Annotated in this window: 15 protein-coding genes and 2 pseudogenes; 12 read left to right on the top strand and 5 right to left on the bottom strand. The window is 71.7% G+C overall.

The window, feature by feature from the left end; genetic code table 11:
* Positions 1–6 precede the first annotated feature (6 nt).
* The 3 genes from ACN6LD_RS19430 (at position 7) to ACN6LD_RS19420 (ending at position 2,639) form a co-directional block, all read left to right on the top strand.
* Positions 7–795, top strand: coding sequence for an SDR family oxidoreductase (locus ACN6LD_RS19430; protein WP_445043847.1), 789 nt, complete (start codon positions 7–9; stop codon positions 793–795).
* 63 nt (positions 796–858) lie between these two features.
* A complete protein-coding gene (locus ACN6LD_RS19425; protein WP_445043846.1) occupies positions 859–1,446 on the top strand; it encodes a TetR/AcrR family transcriptional regulator in 588 nt (195 codons plus the stop codon).
* 35 nt (positions 1,447–1,481) lie between these two features.
* Positions 1,482–2,639 carry an acetyl-CoA C-acetyltransferase gene (locus ACN6LD_RS19420; RefSeq protein ID WP_319192986.1) on the top strand — a complete coding sequence of 386 codons (1,158 nt, stop codon included), beginning with the start codon at positions 1,482–1,484 and terminating at the stop codon, positions 2,637–2,639.
* A 175-nt stretch (positions 2,640–2,814) separates the two neighbouring features.
* Here ACN6LD_RS19420 and ACN6LD_RS19415 read toward each other — a convergent pair whose 3' ends face one another.
* From ACN6LD_RS19415 to ACN6LD_RS19400, 4 genes are read right to left on the bottom strand one after another with little or no spacing between them, the layout of a single operon-like run.
* Positions 2,815–3,870 carry an NAD(P)H-dependent flavin oxidoreductase gene (locus ACN6LD_RS19415; RefSeq protein ID WP_319192987.1) on the bottom strand — a complete coding sequence of 352 codons (1,056 nt, stop codon included), beginning with the start codon at positions 3,868–3,870 and terminating at the stop codon, positions 2,815–2,817.
* On the bottom strand, positions 3,870–4,589 hold the full coding sequence (locus tag ACN6LD_RS19410) for a CoA-transferase subunit beta (RefSeq protein ID WP_445043845.1): 720 nt from the start codon (positions 4,587–4,589) through the stop codon (positions 3,870–3,872). The genes ACN6LD_RS19415 and ACN6LD_RS19410 overlap by 1 nt, the downstream gene beginning before the upstream one ends.
* Positions 4,586–5,422 carry a CoA transferase subunit A gene (locus ACN6LD_RS19405; RefSeq protein ID WP_319192991.1) on the bottom strand — a complete coding sequence of 279 codons (837 nt, stop codon included), beginning with the start codon at positions 5,420–5,422 and terminating at the stop codon, positions 4,586–4,588. Before ACN6LD_RS19405 ends, ACN6LD_RS19410 begins: the two co-directional genes overlap by 4 nt.
* Positions 5,415–6,188 (bottom strand): enoyl-CoA hydratase family protein, encoded by a 774-nt coding sequence (locus ACN6LD_RS19400; protein WP_445043844.1) that lies wholly within the window; start codon positions 6,186–6,188, stop codon positions 5,415–5,417. The genes ACN6LD_RS19405 and ACN6LD_RS19400 overlap by 8 nt, the downstream gene beginning before the upstream one ends.
* A 55-nt stretch (positions 6,189–6,243) precedes the next feature.
* Between ACN6LD_RS19400 and ACN6LD_RS19395 the strand changes: the two genes are divergently transcribed.
* Together ACN6LD_RS19395 and ACN6LD_RS19390 are read left to right on the top strand one after the other, a co-directional pair.
* Positions 6,244–6,984: an SDR family oxidoreductase gene (locus ACN6LD_RS19395; protein ID WP_445043843.1), complete on the top strand. Its 741-nt coding sequence runs from the start codon at positions 6,244–6,246 to the stop codon at positions 6,982–6,984.
* A 97-nt stretch (positions 6,985–7,081) separates the two neighbouring features.
* Entirely contained in the window at positions 7,082–7,987 is a 906-nt protein-coding gene (locus ACN6LD_RS19390) for an SDR family oxidoreductase (protein WP_319192996.1), read from the top strand.
* A 49-nt stretch (positions 7,988–8,036) separates the two neighbouring features.
* Here ACN6LD_RS19390 and ACN6LD_RS19385 read toward each other — a convergent pair whose 3' ends face one another.
* Positions 8,037–8,933, bottom strand: coding sequence for a hypothetical protein (locus ACN6LD_RS19385; RefSeq protein ID WP_445043842.1), 897 nt, complete (start codon positions 8,931–8,933; stop codon positions 8,037–8,039).
* 86 nt (positions 8,934–9,019) lie between these two features.
* Between ACN6LD_RS19385 and ACN6LD_RS19380 the strand changes: the two genes are divergently transcribed.
* The 7 genes and pseudogenes from ACN6LD_RS19380 to ACN6LD_RS19350 all read left to right on the top strand — a co-directional run bounded on the left by ACN6LD_RS19380 (position 9,020) and on the right by ACN6LD_RS19350 (position 18,810).
* Positions 9,020–9,370, top strand: coding sequence for a chorismate mutase (locus ACN6LD_RS19380; protein ID WP_319192999.1), 351 nt, complete (start codon positions 9,020–9,022; stop codon positions 9,368–9,370).
* A 201-nt stretch (positions 9,371–9,571) separates the two neighbouring features.
* Positions 9,572–12,055 carry an aminopeptidase N gene (gene pepN, locus ACN6LD_RS19375; protein WP_445043841.1) on the top strand — a complete coding sequence of 828 codons (2,484 nt, stop codon included), beginning with the start codon at positions 9,572–9,574 and terminating at the stop codon, positions 12,053–12,055.
* 371 nt (positions 12,056–12,426) lie between these two features.
* The gene (locus ACN6LD_RS19370) at positions 12,427–13,089 is read left to right on the top strand and encodes a DUF3800 domain-containing protein (protein WP_445043866.1); all 663 of its coding nucleotides are present in this window, start codon (positions 12,427–12,429) and stop codon (positions 13,087–13,089) included.
* 175 nt (positions 13,090–13,264) lie between these two features.
* On the top strand, positions 13,265–15,469 hold the full coding sequence (locus ACN6LD_RS19365) for a hypothetical protein (protein ID WP_445043840.1): 2,205 nt from the start codon (positions 13,265–13,267) through the stop codon (positions 15,467–15,469).
* 151 nt (positions 15,470–15,620) lie between these two features.
* Positions 15,621–16,031: pseudogene (locus ACN6LD_RS19360) on the top strand (aspartate aminotransferase family protein); the annotation flags it as partial.
* 407 nt (positions 16,032–16,438) lie between these two features.
* Positions 16,439–17,386, top strand: a pseudogene (locus tag ACN6LD_RS19355) (pyridoxal phosphate-dependent decarboxylase family protein); the annotation flags it as partial.
* On the top strand, positions 17,383–18,810 hold the full coding sequence (locus tag ACN6LD_RS19350) for a lysine N(6)-hydroxylase/L-ornithine N(5)-oxygenase family protein (RefSeq protein ID WP_445043839.1): 1,428 nt from the start codon (positions 17,383–17,385) through the stop codon (positions 18,808–18,810). The pseudogene ACN6LD_RS19355 and the gene ACN6LD_RS19350, both read left to right, overlap by 4 nt.
* The last annotated feature ends 200 nt before the right edge of the window (positions 18,811–19,010 follow it).

The following is a 19,010-nucleotide window of genomic DNA, read 5'->3' as shown; positions in this document are numbered from 1 at the left end:
GGCTCCATGACAGGCGTCGAGAGTCCGGCATACGTGCCCGGCCACGGGCTGCTCAGGGGGCGCACCGCCGTCGTCACGGCCGCAGCCGGGGCCGGCATCGGCGGAGCCGTCGCACGGCGCTTCCTGGAGGAAGGCGCGCGCGTGCTGATCAGCGACGCCCACACCCGGCGGCTCAAGGCCCACGAGAGCGCGCTTGCCGAGGAGTTCGGGCCGGCGTCGGTGGCGGCCCTGCCCTGCGACGTCACCGACGAGGAGCAGGTGCGGGCCCTGTTCGACGCGGCCGTCGCCGCCCACGGCAGGCTGGACGTCGTCGTCAACAACGCCGGTCTCGGCGGCACCGCGCACCTCGCGGACATGACGGACGAACAGTGGACACGCGTCCTCGACGTCACACTGAACGGCACCTTCCGCTGCACCCGGGCCGCCCTGCGGCGGATGCGCGACGCCGGCGGCGGCGTCATCGTCAACAACGCCTCCGTCGTCGGCTGGCGCGCCCAGGCCGGACAGGCGCACTACGCCGCCGCGAAAGCGGGCGTGATGGCGCTGACCCGCTGCGCGGCGATCGAGGCCGCCGCCTACGGCGTACGGGTCAACGCCGTCTCACCCAGCCTCGCCATGCACCCGCACCTGGTGAAGGTCACCTCCGCCGAACTGCTGGAGGAGCTCACCGGACGCGAGGCCTTCGGCCGGTACGCCGAGCCCTGGGAGGTCGCCAACGTGATCGTGTTCCTGGCGTCCGGCTACTCCTCGTACATGACCGGCGAAGTGGTCTCCGTCAGTGGCCAGCATCCCTAGGACGACAATGGACGCGTGCCTCCTACGAAGCCTCATACGCCCCCTGCGAAGAAGAAGCCCCAGGTGACCGCCGCGCCCGCCCGTCGCCGCGAACTCCTCGAGACCGCCGCCGAGGTCTTCGCCGAGCAGGGCTACAACGCCACCACCGTGCGCAAGATCGCGGACCACGCGGGCATGCTCGCGGGCAGCCTCTACTACCACTTCGACTCCAAGGAGTCGATGCTCGAGGAGATCCTGCGCAGCTTCCTCGACGAGCTGTGGGACGGCTACGACTCCGTCCTGGCCGCTCCGCTGGGCCCCCGCGAGACCCTCGAGGCGCTGGTCACCGAGTCGTTCCGGGAGATCGACCGGCATCGCGCCGCAGTCGCGATCTACCAGAAGGAGAGCAGGCAGCTCGTGGCGCAGGAACGGTTCGCGTTCCTCGCCGACTCGCAGCGCAGGTTCGAGACGGCGTGGCTCTCCACGCTGGAACGCGGAGTCGCGGCCCGGGTCTTCCGGGCCGATCTCGACGTCCGTCTCACCTACCGGTTCGTCCGCGACACGGTGTGGGTCGCCGCGTCCTGGTACCGGCCCGGCGGGCAGCACAGCCCGGAGGAGATCGCCCGCCAGTACCTGTCGATGGTGCTGGACGGCATCGCCGTCCGTGAATAGTCCACTGACGTGCCCCTTTGCATGAGGGAGTTGCCATGGCCGAGGCCTACATCGTCGAAGCGGTCCGTACGCCCGTCGGGCGGCGCAAGGGAGGTCTGTCCGGCGTGCACCCGGCGGATCTCGGCGCGCATGTCCTGAAGGAGCTCGTCGCCCGCTCGGGCGTGGACCCGGCGGCCGTCGAGGACGTCGTCTTCGGTTGTCTGGACACGGTCGGACCGCAGGCCGGGGACATCGCGCGGACCTGCTGGCTGGCCGCCGGGCTCCCCGAGGAGGTGCCGGGCGTGACCGTCGACCGGCAGTGCGGCTCCTCGCAGCAGGCCGTGCACTTCGCCGCCCAGGGAGTGCTGTCCGGCACCCAGGACCTGGTCGTCGCGGGCGGTGTGCAGAACATGTCGCAGATCCCGATCGCCTTCGCCACCCGGCAGGCCGCCGAACCGCTCGGCTTCACCCAGGGCCCGTTCGCCGGCAGCGAGGGCTGGCGGGCACGGTACGGCGACCGGCCCGTCAACCAGTTCGCCGGCGCTGAGATGATCGCCGCCAAGTGGGGCATCAGCCGGCAGGACCAGGAGGAGTTCGCCCTGCGTTCGCACCGCCGGGCGGTACGCGCGATCGACGAGGGCCGCTTCACGCGCGAGACCGTCGCCTACCGGGGCGTGACGACCGACGAGGGGCCGCGCCGGGACACCTCCCTGGAGAAGATGGCGGCGCTGAAGCCCGTCATCGACGGCGGCACCGTCACCGCCGCCTGCTCCTCGCAGGTCTCCGACGGCGCGGCCGCGCTGCTGCTGGCCTCCGAGGACGCCGTCCGCGAGCACGGGCTGCGGCCGCGGGCCCGCGTCCACCATCTCTCGGTGCGCGGCGAGGACCCCATCCGCATGCTGACGGCCCCGATCCCGGCCACCGCGCACGCCCTGAAGAAGACCGGCCTCACGATCGACGACCTCGACCTCGTCGAGATCAACGAGGCGTTCGCGCCCGTCGTCCTGGCCTGGCTGAAGGAGACCGGCGCGGACCCGGAGAAGGTCAACGTCAACGGCGGCGCGATCGCCCTCGGCCATCCGCTCGGCGCGACCGGCGCGAAGCTGATGACCACGCTGCTGCACGAACTGGAGCGCACCGGCGGCCGGTTCGGACTGCAGACGATGTGCGAAGGCGGTGGCCAGGCCAACGTGACGATCATCGAGCGGCTCTGACGGGGAACGCGGGTTCCCGGCGGCACGGACGACTTGAGCGCACGGACGACCTGAGCGACGGGGCTGTTCCGGGCGAACGACGAGGCTGTTCCGGGCGAGCGGCAGGGCGATCCGAGAGCGGTCTTGCTGTTTCCGGGCGGTGCAGGGGGCGGGGGACGGGCCGGGGCGCCGGTCCTCACGTCCTTCCGAGCCGGTCCAGGGCGGTCAGCGCGTCCTGCGCCTCCTTCATGATCCGTTCCACCAGTTCCGCGCACGACGGCAGGTCGTCGATCACCCCGGCGACCTGCCCGGCGGCCATCACACCCGCCTCGGGACGGCCCTCCACCATCGCGGACCTCAGCAGCATCGGCGTGTTCGCGGCCAGCAGCACCTGACTCCAGGCGAGGTCCTTGCCGTGCCGCATCGCCAGGCCGTCGCGGACCATCTGCCGCCAGGTGAGACCTGACAGCCTGCGGAAGCCGGCCGCGTGACGCGCCGCGCGCAGCAGCGCCCTGCCCCGGCCCGCGTCCTCCAGGCCGTCCACCAGCGGCGTGCGCAGCATGCGGTGCGGAAGGCCGTCCACCGCCCGGGTGACCGTGACGTCCCGTACCGTCGCCGCCAGATACCGCGCCTTCACCGCCTGCGGGACCGGCGAGTCCGACGTGAGCAGGAACCGCGTGCCCATCGCGACGCCGGCCGCCCCGTACGCCAGCGCGGCCGCCAGGCCCCGCCCGTCGAAGAAGCCGCCCGCCGCCACGACGGGGACGTCCACCGCGTCCACCACCTGCGGCAGCAGGACCGTCGTCGCCACCTCGCCGGTGTGGCCGCCGCCCTCACCGCCCTGCACGATCACCGCGTCCGCGCCCCACGCCGCCACCTTCTCGGCGTGCCGGCGGGCCCCTATGGACGGGATGACGACGACCCCCGCCTCCTTGAGCCCGGCGATCAGCTCGGCGGAGGGGGCGAGCGCGAACGACGCGACCCGCACCCCCTCGTCGACGATGATCCGGACCCGGTCGCCGGCGTCCGCCGCGTCGGCCCGCAGGTTGACCCCGAACGGTGCGTCCGTGCGCGACTTCACCTCCCGCACCGCCGACCGCAGCTGGTCGAGGGTCATCGTCGCCGAGGCCAGGACGCCGAGCGCCCCCGCCTCCGCCGTCGCCGACACCAGCCGAGGACCGGCCACCCATCCCATGCCGGTCTGCACGATCGGGTGACGGACCCCGACCAGCCGGGTGAACGCCGTCTCCATCAGGCCGGCACCTCCCGGGCGCGGGCGTCGCCCGGATCGATCACCTCACGGATCAGCCGCAGCTCCAGCGCGGTCGGCTCACGGGTGTACGGCACCTCGTCCGCGACTGCCAGATCAAATGCCGTCGCCTCCCGGACCTCCTCGACGCTCACCCCGGGGTGCAGCGAGGCCAGCCGCATCGACCGGTCGGGCGTCGCGAAGTCGAAGACGCCGAGGTCGGAGACGACCCGCGGGATGCGGTGGTACCGGGCGCCGGCCGCACGGTCGTACCCGACGCCGCACACCATGTCGACCTTCGCGACGAAGACCCGCCGGGAGTGCCTCGGGATCCAGTAACTCGTCGGATTGTTGAGGGTGTTGACCGGTGCGCCGCGCACCCCGAGGAGCTGCCGCACCGGCTTCGCCCAGTCGCCGACGCAGGAGATGTTCTGGTTGCCGAACCGGTCGATCTGGCTCGCGCCCATCATCACGTGCCGCCGGCCGCCGGTGACCAGCTCCAGATGCTGCCGGTAGGGCAGCCAGCCCTCCGTCGTCCCGTCCGGACGCACGATCAGCGCCTCGCCGTCGGTCAGCAGGAGATCGGGCGAGAAGGTGAGGCGGGCGAGCCGGGCGCCGGCCGAGGGGATCACGCCCATGGGGCTCGCCAGGATCTCGCCCGCGCCCCGCCAGGCCTCGGCGCAGGCGATCACGCAGTACTCGGCACGCGTGGTCCCGCTCACGAGTCCTCCCCTACCGCCGACCGGTACGCCTGTTCGTCCCCGGCGAGGTAGCGGGCGGCGAACTGCGCCCAGGGCGTCGTCGCGTACCGCTTCTGGAACGCCTCGTCCCGGCCGTAGTCGGGTGCGCAGGACGTGAAGTGGGCCCCGTTCGGAGCCTCCACCACCCCCGTCACCGTGTGCCGCTTGATCAGCAGCGACTGCGGCGGCGCCTCCTTCGTCAGCTCGGCCGTGTCGACGACGCGCTCGCAGCTGACGTACGCCGCGTCCGCCGCCTCGCAGAACAGGTCGTCGAAGTACGGGTCCGGCCCCAGGTACTGCCCGTTGCCCAGCCGGTCGGCCCGGTTGACGTGCACCAGCGCCGCGTCCAGCCGCAGGGCGGGCATGGCCACGAACGTCTCCCCGTCCTCGTACGGCGACGTCACCGTCCGCAGACCGGGGTTGACCCGCATCACGTCCGATCCGAGGCCCGCCCGCACGGGCAGGAACGGCAACCGGTGCGCCGCCGCGCGCAGCCCCCACAGGAACATCGCCTCGTCGACCTCGGTCAGCTCCAGCGCCCCGCGCTCGCGGGCCGCCCGGTAGTGCGGCTCCAGCGGGATCGAGTCCAGCGTGGCGAAGGCGGCGACCAGCCTGCGGATCCGCCCGGCCGCCGCGAGCATGCCGACGTCGGGGCCGCCGTACGAGACCACGGTGAGGTCGGTGACCTCCGACCGCAGCAGCGCCCGCACCAGCGCCATCGGCTTGCGGCGAGAGCCCCAGCCGCCGATGCCGAGCGTCATGCCGCTCTCCAGACGGGAGACGGCCTCCTCGGCGCTCATCGTCTTGTCACTCACCCGAGCTCTCCTCCCGTGCGGCCCTGCCGAAGGCGTCCCGGACCCGGTCCGCCACGCCGCCGACGCTCGCCTCGTACGTGAACCCCTGCTCGAAGCGGTAACTGCGGCGCACGTCGACCGGATCGATGCCGTTGATGGCGGCCTTGGCCAGACGCACCAGCTCGCCGTCCTTCGCGGCGATCTCACCGGCGAGCTCCAGCGCGGCCGCGCGCAGTTCCCCGGGGGCAGTCACCCGCCACACCGAGCCGTGCGCGTGCAGTTCGGCCGCCGTGACCGTGCGCGAGGTGTAGTAGAGGGCGCGCAGCAGGTGCTGGGGCACGAGCCGGGCCAGATGGGTGGCCGCGCCCAGCGCGCCCCGGTCCAGCTCGGGCAGCCCGAACACGGCGTCCTCGCTCGCCACGATCACGTCCGCGTTCCCCGCGAGGCCGACCCCGCCTCCCAGACAGAACCCCTGGACCGCCGCCACGACGGGGACCTCGCACTCGTACACCGCCGCGAACGCCTCGAAGCAGCCGCGGTTGGCGCCGATCAGCGCGCCCGGCCCCTGCGCCTGGATCTCCTTGATGTCGACGCCCGCGTTGAAGCCCCGCCCCTCGGCGGCCAGCACCACGCACCGCGTGCCCGGATCGCGGCCGGCCGCGCGCACGGCGTCGGCCAGGGCGAACCAGCCGTGCACCGGCAGGGCGTTCACCGGTGGGAAGTCGACCGTGACGAGCGCGATTCCCTTTTCCGCCCCCTTTTCCGGGGACGAGGTGGAGACACCCATGGAAGCATCAGCTACCTTTCCACCAAACGTTTGTTAGGTGGAAAGGTAGCAGCCGATGAAGCTGGACGGGAAGGTCGCCGTCGTCACCGGCGGCACCCGGGGAGTGGGCGCCGGGATCGCGCGCTCCCTCGCGCGCGCCGGCGCCGAGGTCGTCGTCTGCGCCCGACAGCCCCCCGACACCCCGGTCCAGGGAGCCCGGTTCGCGCCGCTCGACGTACGGGACGCCGACGCCGTACAGACCTTCTTCGCCGGGCTGCCGAGGCTCGACGTCCTCGTCAACAACGCTGGAGGCGCTCCCTACCGGCCGCTCGCCGCGGCAGACGCGCACCGCCACGCGCGCGTGATCGAGCTCAACCTCCTCGCCCCGCTCACGGTGTCCCTCGCCGCCCACGACCACCTCAGGCGCGCGCGGGGCTCCATCGTGATGATCGGCAGCGTCAGCGGCGGCCGCCCCTCACCCGGCACCGCCGCCTATGGTGCGGCCAAGGCCGGCCTGGAGAGCCTCGCACGGTCCATGGCCGTCGAATGGGCGCCGGAGATCCGCGTGAACACCCTGGTCGTCGGCATGGTCCACACCGAGCGCACCCACCTCCACTACGGCGACGACGACGGTGTCGCGGCCGTCGCCCGCACCGTCCCCCTGGGCCGCCTCGCCCTCCCCGACGACGTCGGCGACGCGGCCGTCTTCCTCGCCTCCGACGCGGCCGCCTACATCAGCGGAGCGAGCCTGCTCCTGCACGGCGGAGGCGAACGGCCCGCCTTCCTCGACGCCGCGACCGCCGACAAGACGACCTGAACGACCTGAGACGACCTGAACGACCTGAACGACCTGAGACGACCTGAGACGACCTGGCAGATACGAGAGGCGTGAGAGACGTGAGCGGAGACCTGCGATGAACGGAATCTGCGACGGACGGGTCGTCGTCGTCACCGGCGCCGGACGCGGCCTGGGGCGCGCCCACGCCCTCGCCTTCGCCGCCGAGGGCGCCCGGGTCGTCGTCAACGACCTCGGCGTCGGACTCGACGGCGCCCCCGGCCCCGACAGCCCCGCCCGGCAGGTCGCCGACGAGATCCGCGCGGCCGGCGGCACCGCACTCGCCCACGGCGGCGACATCGCCACACCCGAGGGCGCCGCGTCCCTCGTGACGACCGCCCTTCAGACGTACGGCCGGCTCGACACCCTCGTCAACAACGCCGGCTTCCTGCGCGACCGCATGCTCGTCAACCTCGACGAGGACGACTGGGACGCCGTCCTGCGCGTCCACCTCAAGGGCCACTTCCTCACCCTCAAGCACGCAGCCGCGCACTGGCGCGCCGAGGCCAAGGCGGGCCGCACACCCGCCGCCCGCATCGTCAACACCGCGAGCGGCGCGGGACTGCTCGGCTCGGTCGGACAGGGCAACTACAGCGCCGCGAAAGCCGGCATCGTCGGACTCACCCTCGTCGCGGCCGCCGAACTCGCCCGCTACGGCGTCCAGGTCAACGCGATCGCGCCCGCCGCCCGCACCCGCATGACGGAACACGCCTTCGCCGCCACCATGGCCGCCCCCGAGACCGGCTTCGACGCCATGGCCCCCGCCAACGTCTCCCCGCTGGTCGTCTGGCTCGGCTCCACCGCCAGCGAAGGCGTCACCGGACACGTCTTCGAGACGGAGGGCGGCCGGATCACCGTCATGGAGGGCTGGCGGCCCGGCCCGACAGCGGACGCCGCAAGACGTCGCAGCCCCGCCGAGGCGGGAGAGGCCGCCCGCAAGCTCCTGGCGGACGCGGAACCACCCGGACGCGTCTACGGCGCATGACACTCGCGCAGCGGCCCAGGCCCGCGCCGCTCCGCCGCCGCACCGCACCTCACGTGTCGCACTCCAGCACGGTCCTGCACAACCCGCAGCGGGCCCGGACCCGCCCCTGAACCGGAACCCGAATCCGCTGACGACAGGTAGGACAGGCGAACATCACCCGCAACGGCCCCTGCGGATCGTGCACGAACGCATACGGGGCGCCCGCATCCCCCGACCCCGCCCGAACGCCCTGCGCATGCCGGCGGTCACGGGCGTAACGCCGCCGGCCCGCCCAGCCCGCCGCCGTCAGCGGCGGCTGCCGCTCGTCGAACCGCGCCCGCTCCAGACCCCGCCCGTACGCCTCGTACGCCTGCGCGCTCGTGAACCACACCGACGGATCCTCACCGAACACCAGCGACCGCTTCGCCAGCACGTACCCGAACTCCTCCGGAGTCAGATACCCCAGCTTCTGCGACGACGCCCCGTCCACCCGATAGGCGTCCAGCAGCAGCCAGCCCGCCCCCAGATACGTCGTCGCCGTGTCCGTCAGAATCTCGTTGTCCCGCGTCCCCGCGAACGACAACCCCACCCGGTGCAGGTAGACGTGCATGATCTCGTGCGCCAGCGCCGCACCGATGTCCCGGCGATGCGTGCGGAAACGGTCGTTCAGCTCGACGAAGTACTCCGGCCCCGCCGCGAGCTCGATGTGCGCCGCATGCTCCATCTCCCGGAACGCCACGACCATCCGCGCGTCCGGCAACCGGTAGTGCCGCACCAGCTCCCGCGCCACCCGCTGCGCCCCCAGGTGGAGGTCGTCGGTGTCGCAGAACGCCACGTCGGCCGGCGCCACGCTCGTCGCGAACTGGTGGATCGTGTCGTACGACAACCGCCTGTACAACGCCGTCACCGCAGCCCGCACCGTCTCCATGTGCGGGTAACCGTGCTCGACCGGACCGCCGTTCGCCACGCCGCACCCCCAACACGCCGAGGACCCCATTCCACTGTACGGGCAGCCCGCAACGCCCGTCCGGACATGCCCTAGGGTGATCGCCCATGACCACCAGCAACACCCGCGCGCCCGGCGCCGGCGACGTCGACCCCGCCGTCCGCGAGGAGCTCGCCCGGCTGCGCGACAGCATCGACAACATCGACGCGGCCGTCGTGCACATGCTCGCCGAACGCTTCAAAGCCACCCAGCAGGTCGGCCACCTCAAAGCCCGCCACCAGCTCCCGCCCGCCGACCAGGCCCGCGAGGCCCGCCAGATCGCCCGGCTGCGCACCCTCGCGGAGAGCGCCAAGCTCGACCCCGCCTTCGCCGAGAAGTTCCTCAACTTCATCATCGCCGAGGTCATCCGCCACCACGAGCGCATCGCCGAGGACACCGTGGCGCCCCCGCACAGCTGATCCACACCGCCCCGCAGCGCGGAAGCCGGGGCCGCGGCCACCGCCACGTGACCGGCAGGCCACCGGCAGGCGACCGGCACATGCCCGCGCGGAATCGGCGCGGAATCGGCACAGGCCCGGCGCTCCGGCGCGAGAAGGGACATAGGGCGCGTACCGATCCGCCCCTGTGCCCGGCCAGCGGCATCAGGCAGCATGTCCTGCATGTCCGTACTGACGCGCGACGAAGCGCAGAACCGTGCCAAGCTCCTCGACGTCCTCCGCTACACCATCGAGCTCGACCTGACGACCGGCGACGAGACCTTCGAGTCCAGCACCGTCATCCGGTTCGCCGCGCGCACCCACGGGGACACCTTCGTCGAGATCAGGCCCGCCGCACTGCACTCCGTCACCCTCGACGGCGAGCCCGTCGACCCCGAGACGCTCGACGACAACCGGCTCCCCCTGACCGGCCTCACCGCCGGCGAGCACGAACTGCGCGTCCACGCGAGCATGCGCTACTCCCGCACCGGCGAAGGCATGCACCGCTTCACCGACCCCACCGACGGCGAGACCTACCTCTACACCCAGCTGTTCATGGAAGACGTCCAGCGCGTCTTCGCCGCCTTCGACCAGCCCGACCTCAAGTCGGTCTTCGAACTCACCGTCCAGGCCCCCGAAGGCTGGACCGTCCTCGCCAACGGCATCACCGAACACCTCGGCGACGGCCGCTGGCAGGCCGCACCCACCCCCCTGATCTCCACCTACCTCGTCGCCGTCGCCGCCGGCCCCTGGCACTCCGTGCGCACCGAACACCGCGGACTGCCCTTCGGCCTCCACTGCCGCCGCTCCCTCGCCCCCTACCTCGACGCCGACACCGACGAACTCCTCGACATCACACGCGCCTGCTACGACCGCTACCACGAGAAGTTCGAGGAGCCCTACCCCTTCGACTCCTACGACCAGGCGTTCGTCCCCGAGTTCAACGCCGGCGCCATGGAGAACCCCGGCCTCGTCACCTTCCGCGACGAGTTCGTCTACCGCTCCGCCGTCACCGACACCGAACGCCAGACCCGCGCCATGGTCATCGCCCACGAGATGGCCCACATGTGGTTCGGCGACCTCGTCACCCTCCAGTGGTGGGACGACATCTGGCTCAACGAGTCCTTCGCCGAGTACATGGGCTACCAGACCCTCACCGAAGCCACCCGCTTCCACGGCACCTGGACCGAGTTCGGCGTCGTCCGCAAACCCTGGGGCTACGACGCCGACCAGCGCCCCTCCACCCACCCCGTCGCCCCCGAGAACGTCGACGACACCGCCTCCGCACTCCTCAACTTCGACGGCATCTCCTACGCCAAGGGCGCCTCCGCACTGCGCCAGCTCGTCACCTGGCTCGGCGAGAAGAACTTCCTCGCCGGCATCAACACCCACTTCGCCCGACACCGCTTCGCCAACGCCACCCTCGCCGACTTCATCGACTCCCTCGCCGCCCACACCGACCGCGACGTCCACGCCTGGGCCGACGCCTGGCTCCGCACCACCGGCGTCGACACCCTCGTCCCCACCCTCAGCGGCTCCAACGGCGACCACACCCTCACCGTCGACCACCACGGCAGCCGCCCCCACCGCGTCGGCGTCGGCCTCTACGACCTCGACCTCGCCGACGAGAACCGCCACCTCACCCTGCGCCGACGCCTCGAGATCGACATCCCGCAGAGCACCCCCGAACCCCTCGGCAAGCGCCCCGCCCTGCTCCTCCTCAACGACGGCGACCTCACCTACGCCAAGGTCCGCTTCGACCCCGGATCCTTCGACACCGTCCGCGCCCGCCTCAGCGGCCTGCCCGACCCCCTCACCCGGGCCGTCGTCTGGAACGCCCTGCGCGACGCCGTCCGCGACGGTGAACTCGCTCCCGCCGCCTACCTCGAGACCGCCCGCGCCCACCTCCCGCACGAGACCGACCTCGCCCTCGTCCAAGGCGTCCTCACCTTCGCCTCCGGCCAGGCCGCCGACCGCTACGCCACCCCCGAACAGCGCCCCGCCGCCCTCGCCGCGCTCTCCGCGCTCTGCCGCGACCTCATCCGCCGCACCGAGGACGGCGACCACCCCAGCCTGCGCCTCATCGCCGTACGCCACTTCATCGCCGTCGCCGCCCACCCCGAGACCATCGCCGCCTGGCTCGCCGACGGCACCGTCCCCGGCGGCCCCGAACTCGACCCCGACCTGCGCTGGCGCGTCCTCGCCCGGCTCGCCGTCCTCGGCGCGGTCGACGACGCCGCCATCACCGCCGAACTCGACCGCGACCCCTCCGCCACGGGCCAGGAAGGCGCCGCCCGCTGCCGCGCCGCCCTCCCCGACGCCGAGGCCAAACGCACCGCCTGGGCCGCCATGTTCGAGGACGACGACCTCTCCAACTACCTCTTCACCGCCACCGCCCAGGGCTTCTGGCAGCCCGAACAGGCCGACCTCCTCGCCGACTACGTCCCACGCTTCTACCAGGACGCCGTCGCCGTCGCCGCCCGCCGAGGCCCCGCCATCGCGGACGCCGCCGGCCGCTGGGCCTTCCCCGGCCACGCCGTCGACCCCGACACCCTCCGCCTCGGCGAGCAGTGCCTGGCCGACGCCGACCCCATCCCCGCCCTGCGCCGCAAACTCGTCGACCAACTCGACGACCTGGCACGCGCGTTGCGAGTGAGGGGCGAGTAAACCCGGTGGCGCTCCCCCCTCGGCTCGGACGCGAGGGGGGCCACCGTGGCGCGCCTTGAAGAAGTTGACGGTGTGAAAGATGCGGGTCTAGCCTGAAAGGAGTACGAGCCCTTCATCGCTCCGCGACCAAGCAGACGGCACCAGGCCGGATGCCACTCGCACTCGAACTGGCGGACCCCGCAGATCACTTGCATCTGACTGGGCCACCGAGGGAGAGGACGAGGAGCGAAGCGATGGATGACGCAGCGCGTATCGCCCGAATCCGTTTGCCTGACCGGCCCGAAGGCCGGCTGGAGTGATCAGTTCGACGCGGTGCAGCCGCCTGTCGTTCTGGTGACCCTTCGGATTCGAGCGAAAGGCCAGGAACAGCCATCAGCGCATCTCAGCCGGTCGATCGTGTTTACTACATCGACGACTCCGGCATTCCCAGCACTGGCCTCGCGCTCTATACCGCCGTGGGCGTCCCGAAGGCTGAAGCCGTACGGGTCCTGCGTGCTTGGCAGGAACTGCGCGACCGTTGGTCCCGTGATCACGGAATCCCTCCCGAGTACGAGCTCCACGCGAACGGTTTCCTCGCCGGTCGCGGGCGCCCGGGTGGCCGCAATCCGCTCAAGATAGAGCGTTATCGCATGGCCCAGGAAGCCCTCGACGTGATCGCGGCGCAGCCCGGCCTCGACATCGTCACCGTCTACACACATGACGCCGACCACTGGGGGCGGGCCAAGCGGCGCGCCTACGACCGGCTTCTGCGTGTGCTCGACCGGCGGCTGGCCGAGGCGGGCGAGACCGCCGCATTGGTCGTCGATGGAGACGGCAGCGAGCACCTGTACGACGAGGTGCACCGCAACCTGCGCCCGAGCCGCATCCCGCTGGCGGCGGTGGCGGTCCCGGCCCATGCCTCGACGTGGCTGCAGATGGCTGACCTCGTCGCGTACTGCGGCTGCCAGGCGATCGCCCGCCAGGAGAACAAGCAGTTCATGTGGGGCTGGTATGGCCGGCACCTGCCCAAGGCGCTCGCACCCGAGCGGTGCTGACAGCCGCCTTTTACGTGACGAACCCCGGCCGATGGCCGGGGTTCGTGGAAGCAGACCTGGCGCGCGCTCTTGCGCGGCCCTGACTGCGCCTCCAAGTCTACCGGCCCGGATGGCCTCGGGCCAGTGAACAAGCGAGTGATTTGTGGGACCTCGGTAGCTTAATGGAAGGAAGAACGTGTTTGATTCCACCGAATCCCAGGTCGAGATCGGTTCTGGTCAGCGGATCGAAGCAGCCGAAGGTGGCCCCGAGACGATCTCGTTCACCTTTGAAGGCGAGGAATTCACCGTCTCGGGCTTCGAACGCGCCCTGCCCGATCCCTCTACCCCCGGCGACCGCGCCCAACTTGTCAAAGCAGGCCTGCAAGCCGACGGCGCCGCCCTCGACGAGGACGCCTGGCATGCCGTCGCCCGCGCCATCATCTCGCCCGAGGCTGCAGCCGCCCAGCTGCGTTCCGCCAAGGGGCAGGCTTCGGCCCTGATCGAAGAGCATGTCGAGGGCGCCACCCTCCGCTCACTGCATACCCGGGTCTGGCTGACCGAACTGTTCCCCGGACACCAGCCACGCACCAGCCAGGGGGCACTGCCCGTTGAGGACCCCGAGGTCCACGGCGACGTGGACGAGGAAGGGCGTCCCTACGCCCGGGTCGTCTACCGCTACCGCGACCGGAAGCATCTGCGCGACCACCTGGCCCAGACCATAGAACAGACCAGGCACGCCAACCCCAACCCCTACGACCGCTCGATCCTCGCCCGGCGGATCACCCGGGCCGTCATCGCCCATCCCTGCCGACTCGAATTCGCAGACGGCGACGAACACATGGACGTCCTCGCCGTACGCGACGGCATCACCCGTCTGACCAGCGCCTGGGCCCTGCTCACCGACGGTGCCTCGCCCTACGCCGACGAGATCGCAGCCACGGCGCTGCGCGTCCTGACCGCCGAGAAGACACAGCGACGGGGCGCCGCCGAGAGGTCCCTGAGCCAGCGCATGGCTCTGGGTCGACAGGAAGCGCTCAACGGGTTCCTGGCGGAATTCCAACGAGGTGTCAATCAGACGCAGCCCGCAGACCGTTCCGTACGGCTCGGCCAGACGCTCGTCGTGCCCGCCCAGGTCACGGTCGGGATCCACCGGCACGGCTCGGCAGGACTCTCCGCCGAGGAAGTCTTCGACGACGCCGTCCGCTCCATCCTCGCCTCGATCCACGTCGAATTCCGGCACTGGGAGGCAGCCGCACAGAACGTGGAGGTCGGAAGCCGGGCCATCAGCCGGGTACGGCTTCCCGGACTCCCGCAGAACAGCCTCCTCGACGGGATCATCGGCCTAGCCCTGGGGCGCCGCAAGCCCGAGGAACTGCCCGCCGTCTTCGGCAGGAACGACATCCCCGGCACGCCCCTCTGGCGTGCCGTCTACCTCACCCACTTCCTCACCCGGCCCGATGTCTTCGAGCAGGTGAAGAGGTTCGCCAAGGACATCAAGGGCACCAGCCGGATGAACACCGCGGGATACGCCGAACTCCTCGGTCCCGTCATCGACCTGCCCTGGCGCGGCTACAAGGCGGGCTCACTCCAGCAAGCCCGCAACGCATGGGCCAACGGCGGTGTACTCACCAAGGGGGTTCTGGGCGATTGGCAGCCTGCTCCCGGCACGGACTTCACCGATCTCGTCGAACCGGCGCTGAAGGGGAACAACGACGCCCGCCAGACCCTCGCGGTCGCGGGCGGTATCGCGCTCATCGCGGACAAACTCATCACCCGCAACGTCGGCTCCGCCGTGGGCAGAACCGTCCCGTTCCGCGCCAACACCGACCAGATCGTGGCCGGCCTCGCCGAATCGGAGAAGGGACTGTGGAGTCTGGCCCTCGCGGCCAACGCCTTCGAAGCCCGACGGGAATGCCTGAACTCCTTCACCGATGCTCAACTCCTGGCGCGCAACACTGCCGACATGTACACGATCCCGGCCGTCGACCTCGCCGCATCGGACAAGATGGCGCGGGACGCCGGCGGTCGAGCGGTCCAACCCCTCCACCAGTGGACTCTCGTTGCCCTCTCCGACCCCGGCAAGGCCCAGCAAGCCGAACAGGAGCGGCAGCAGCAGAGCCAGGAAGCCGACGGCTCCCAGCAGACCGTCGCCGACAAACTCGCCGTCGAACGACGTGTCCTGCGGCAGGCCGTGACCGAAGCCCGGTCCGCCGTTGAACGCCTGCTGAAAATCGCGGACAGCCCCGAAGCCAGGGCCACCACCGTGCATCCCTTCGGATCGCAGGAGGAACTGGACAGGATGATCGCCGAAGTGCATCAACTCGTCGGTCAGATCACCCTGCACACGCAGGCGGCCGAACAGGAGCCGGAGGACGACGAGGACGACGAGTTCATGGACTGACCCGCCCCCGCCTGACGGACAGCACCTCCGCGACGATCGGTATCCACTTTCGGGTACCGATCGTCGCTCTTTTCGGGCGTGTCTGCGCCTCGGCGTACAAGCTGGACCTCCCCGCTGCGGGCATCCGCCCCCGGCCCCGGAGGAACCCCCCGTGAGCATGCCGCCCCTCGCCTCAGGCCCCGAAGGCTCCGACGCCCTGCGCCCCCTGCTGGCGACCGTCCTCGACGCGCTCGACGCCGGCGCCCGCTCCCGCGGCGGGCCGCTGCCCGCAGGCGGACCGCGCACGGTGGCCGCACGCGTCCGCGAGGCCGTCGGCGACCCGCTGCCCGAACACGGCGACCCCGACGCCCTGCACACCCTCGTCCGCGCCCTCGCCGAAGGCGCCGCCGACCCCGCCCACCCCCTGTGCGCCGCCCACCTGCACTGCCCGCCCCTCGCCGTCGCCACCGCCGCCGACCTCGCCGCCTCCGCCCTCAACCCCTCCCTCGACTCCTGGGACCAGGCCCCCGCCGCCTCGGAACTGGAAACCCTGCTCACCCACGCCCTCGCCGCGGAGATCTACGGCCACACGAACCCGGCACCCCCGACGTTCCCCGCACCCGCGCCCGCAGGCCCCGCGTCCGCGTCCACCGATCCCGCGCCCGCGTCCCCACGCCCTGCGCGCACGATCACGGACCCCGCGTCACCGTCTTCAGACCCCGCACCCGCGCCCCCAGGCCCCGCGCGCACGATCACGGACCCCGCACCCGCGTCCCCAGGCCCCGCGCGCACGATCACGGACCCCGCGCCCGCGCCCCCAGGCCCCGCGCGCACGATCACGGATCCCGCGCCCGCGTCCCCAGGCCCCGCGCCCGCGCCACCGATCCCGCGTCACCGTTCTCAGATCCCGCGCTCGCGCCCCCAGGCCCCGCGTCCAGCGACCTCGCGGAGTCGGCTGCCCGCCCTCGGGCCGCCACCGCCCCCACGCTCCTCGCCGACGCACTCGTCACCACCGGCGGCACCGAAGCCAACCAACTCGCCCTGCTCCTTGCCCGGGAAGCACACGGACCCGCCCTCCGGCTCGTCTGCGGCGCCAACGCCCACCACTCCCTGCCCCGCGCCGCCTGGCTCCTCGGCCTCCCCGAACCCGTCATCCTCCCCACCCCCACCGGCGTCCTCGACCCCGCCGCCCTCCACCACACCCTCACCACCCGCCCCGGCCCCCTCATCGTCGCCGCCACCGCCGGCACCACCGACGCCGGACTCATCGACCCCCTGCCCGCCCTCGCCGCCCTCTGCCACACCCACGGCGCCCGCCTCCACATCGACGCCGCCTACGGAGGCGGCCTCCTCTTCAGCAACCGGCGCCGACCCCTCCTCACCGGCCTCGAAGCCGCCCACACCGTCACCCTCGACCTCCACAAACTCGGCTGGCAGCCCGTGGCCGCCGGACTCCTCGCCGTCCGCGACCCCCGCGACCTCACCGCCCTCCACCACCACGCCGACTACCTCAACGCCGACGACGACACCGAAGCCGGCCTCCCCGACCTCCTCGGCCGCTCCCTGCGCACCACCCGCCGGCCCGACGCCCTCAAGATCGCCGTCACCCTCAAAACCCTGGGCCGCAGCGGCCTCGGCGCCCTCGTCGACCAGGTCTGCGACCACGCCCGGCAACTCGCCGACCTCGTCACCGCCCACCCCGGCCTCGAACTCCACGCCCCACCCACCCTCAGCACCGTCCTCTTCCGGCCCGCACACGCCACCGACACCGCCGTCGCCGACATCCGCCGCCGCCTCCTCACCCACGGTCACGCCGTCCTCGGCCGGGCCCGCCTCGACGGCCGGCTCTGGCTCAAGACCACCCTCCTCAACCCCCACACCCGGCCCACCGACCTCACCGCCCTCCTGCGACTGGTGGAAGGAAACACCCCCGCATGAACACGCCCCCGCACCCCGACGCCGACACCCCCCGCGACCTCGTCGGCATCGGCGTCGGACCCAGCAACCTCGCCCTCGCCGCGCTCGCGCACCCCCTCGCCGAAATCGACGCCGTCTTCTACGAACAACGCCCCCGCTTCGACTGGCACCCCGGCCTCCTCATCGACGGCGCCCGCATCCAGGTCCCCTTCCTCGCCGACCTCGTCACCCTCGCCGACCCCACCAGCCCCTGGACCTTCCTCAACTACCTCAAAACCCACCACCGCCTCTACCCGTTCTACTTCGCCGAGCGCTTCCACATCCAGCGCGCCGAATACGACGCCTACTGCCGCTGGGTCGCCGACCAGCTCCCCGGACTCCGCTTCCGCCACCAGGTCGACTCCGTCCGCTGGAACCCCGAACGCGACGTCTTCGAAGTCGACTTCACCCAACTCGACGCAGCCGGCGAAGCCGAAGCCCTCGGCCGCACCCACACCCGCAACGTCGTCCTCGGCATCGGCACCGAACCCCACATCCCCGACCCCCTGCGCCCCCTCGTCGACGCACCCGGCGTCCCCGTCCTGCACGCCGACGACTACCTCGCCCACCGCGACACCCTCCTCACCGCCGGCCACGTCACCGTCGTCGGAACAGGACAGTCCGGCGCCGAAGTCTTCCTCGACCTCCTCCGCAACCGCCCCACCGGCCACGAACGACTCCACTGGATCGGCCGCACCGAAGCGTTCGCCCCCATGGAGTACTCCAAACTCGGCCTCGAACACTTCACCCCCGACTACACCGGCTACTTCCACGCCCTCCCCGAAAACGTCCGCGACCGCCTGCTCACCGGCCAATGGCAACTCCACAAAGGCATCGACGCAGACACCCTCGCCGCCGTCCACGACGAGCTCTACCGCCGCACCCTCCACGGCGGCTGGCCCGACGCCGTCCTCACCCCCGGCGTGACCGTCCGCACCGCCGGACGCATCTCCACGACCCGGATCGAACTCCACCTCGAGCACACCCAGCAGAACACCCGCAGCCGCCTCACCACCGACGCCGTCGTCCTCGCCACCGGCCACCGCGAACGCACCCCCGACCGCATCCTCGCCGGACTCGACCCCTACATCCGCCGCGACAACAGCGAACGCCCCCGCATCGACGCACACTTCCGCCTCGTCCTCGACCCCTCCATCACCGCCACCGGCTGCAACGTCCACGTCCAGAACGCCGAACGCCACACCCACGGCGTAGGGGCCCCCGACCTCGGCCTCGCCGCCTGGCGCAGCGCCACCATCCTCAACGCCCTCACCGGAAAGGAGACCTACCCCCTGCCCACCCGGACCGCCTTCACCACCTTCGGCCTCGAACAACCCCAGCCCCAGCCCCGCGTCCCCACAGCCCGCCGAGCACCCACCCTCACCCCCCTGGTCGACCGGCGCTAGACACCACGAGGACACGAAAAAGGGCGGTGCGCGCACGGTGCCCACCAGGGCACCGCACGACACACCGCCCCAGCGAACCAGGGAGCTCGAAAACCCCTAGGTCCTGTCTGGCGTTCGGATCACGAGTTCGGGAGATCGCCTGCGCGCCGAGGTCTGTTCTTGATAGGCCGTCAGTCATGGCGCGAGGCGATCTCACCGAC

This window comes from Streptomyces sp. SAS_272 (genome assembly GCF_052543235.1).
Note: the sequence above shows the minus strand (reverse complement) of the source record. Positions and strands in the feature narration are given on the sequence as shown.

Excerpts from the sequence above, each read along its gene's own strand:
- ACN6LD_RS19380 (WP_319192999.1), top strand. The coding sequence starts at position 9,020 with ATGACCACCAGCAACACCCGCGCGCCCGGCGCCGGCGACGTCGACCCC.
- pepN (WP_445043841.1), top strand. The coding sequence starts at position 9,572 with ATGTCCGTACTGACGCGCGACGAAGCGCAGAACCGTGCCAAGCTCCTC.
- ACN6LD_RS19350 (WP_445043839.1), top strand. The coding sequence starts at position 17,383 with ATGAACACGCCCCCGCACCCCGACGCCGACACCCCCCGCGACCTCGTC.
- ACN6LD_RS19400 (WP_445043844.1), bottom strand. The coding sequence starts at position 6,188 with ATGGGTGTCTCCACCTCGTCCCCGGAAAAGGGGGCGGAAAAGGGAATC.
- ACN6LD_RS19420 (WP_319192986.1), top strand. The coding sequence starts at position 1,482 with ATGGCCGAGGCCTACATCGTCGAAGCGGTCCGTACGCCCGTCGGGCGG.
- ACN6LD_RS19415 (WP_319192987.1), bottom strand. The coding sequence starts at position 3,870 with ATGGAGACGGCGTTCACCCGGCTGGTCGGGGTCCGTCACCCGATCGTG.
- ACN6LD_RS19430 (WP_445043847.1), top strand. The coding sequence starts at position 7 with ATGACAGGCGTCGAGAGTCCGGCATACGTGCCCGGCCACGGGCTGCTC.
- ACN6LD_RS19390 (WP_319192996.1), top strand. The coding sequence starts at position 7,082 with ATGAACGGAATCTGCGACGGACGGGTCGTCGTCGTCACCGGCGCCGGA.
- ACN6LD_RS19395 (WP_445043843.1), top strand. The coding sequence starts at position 6,244 with ATGAAGCTGGACGGGAAGGTCGCCGTCGTCACCGGCGGCACCCGGGGA.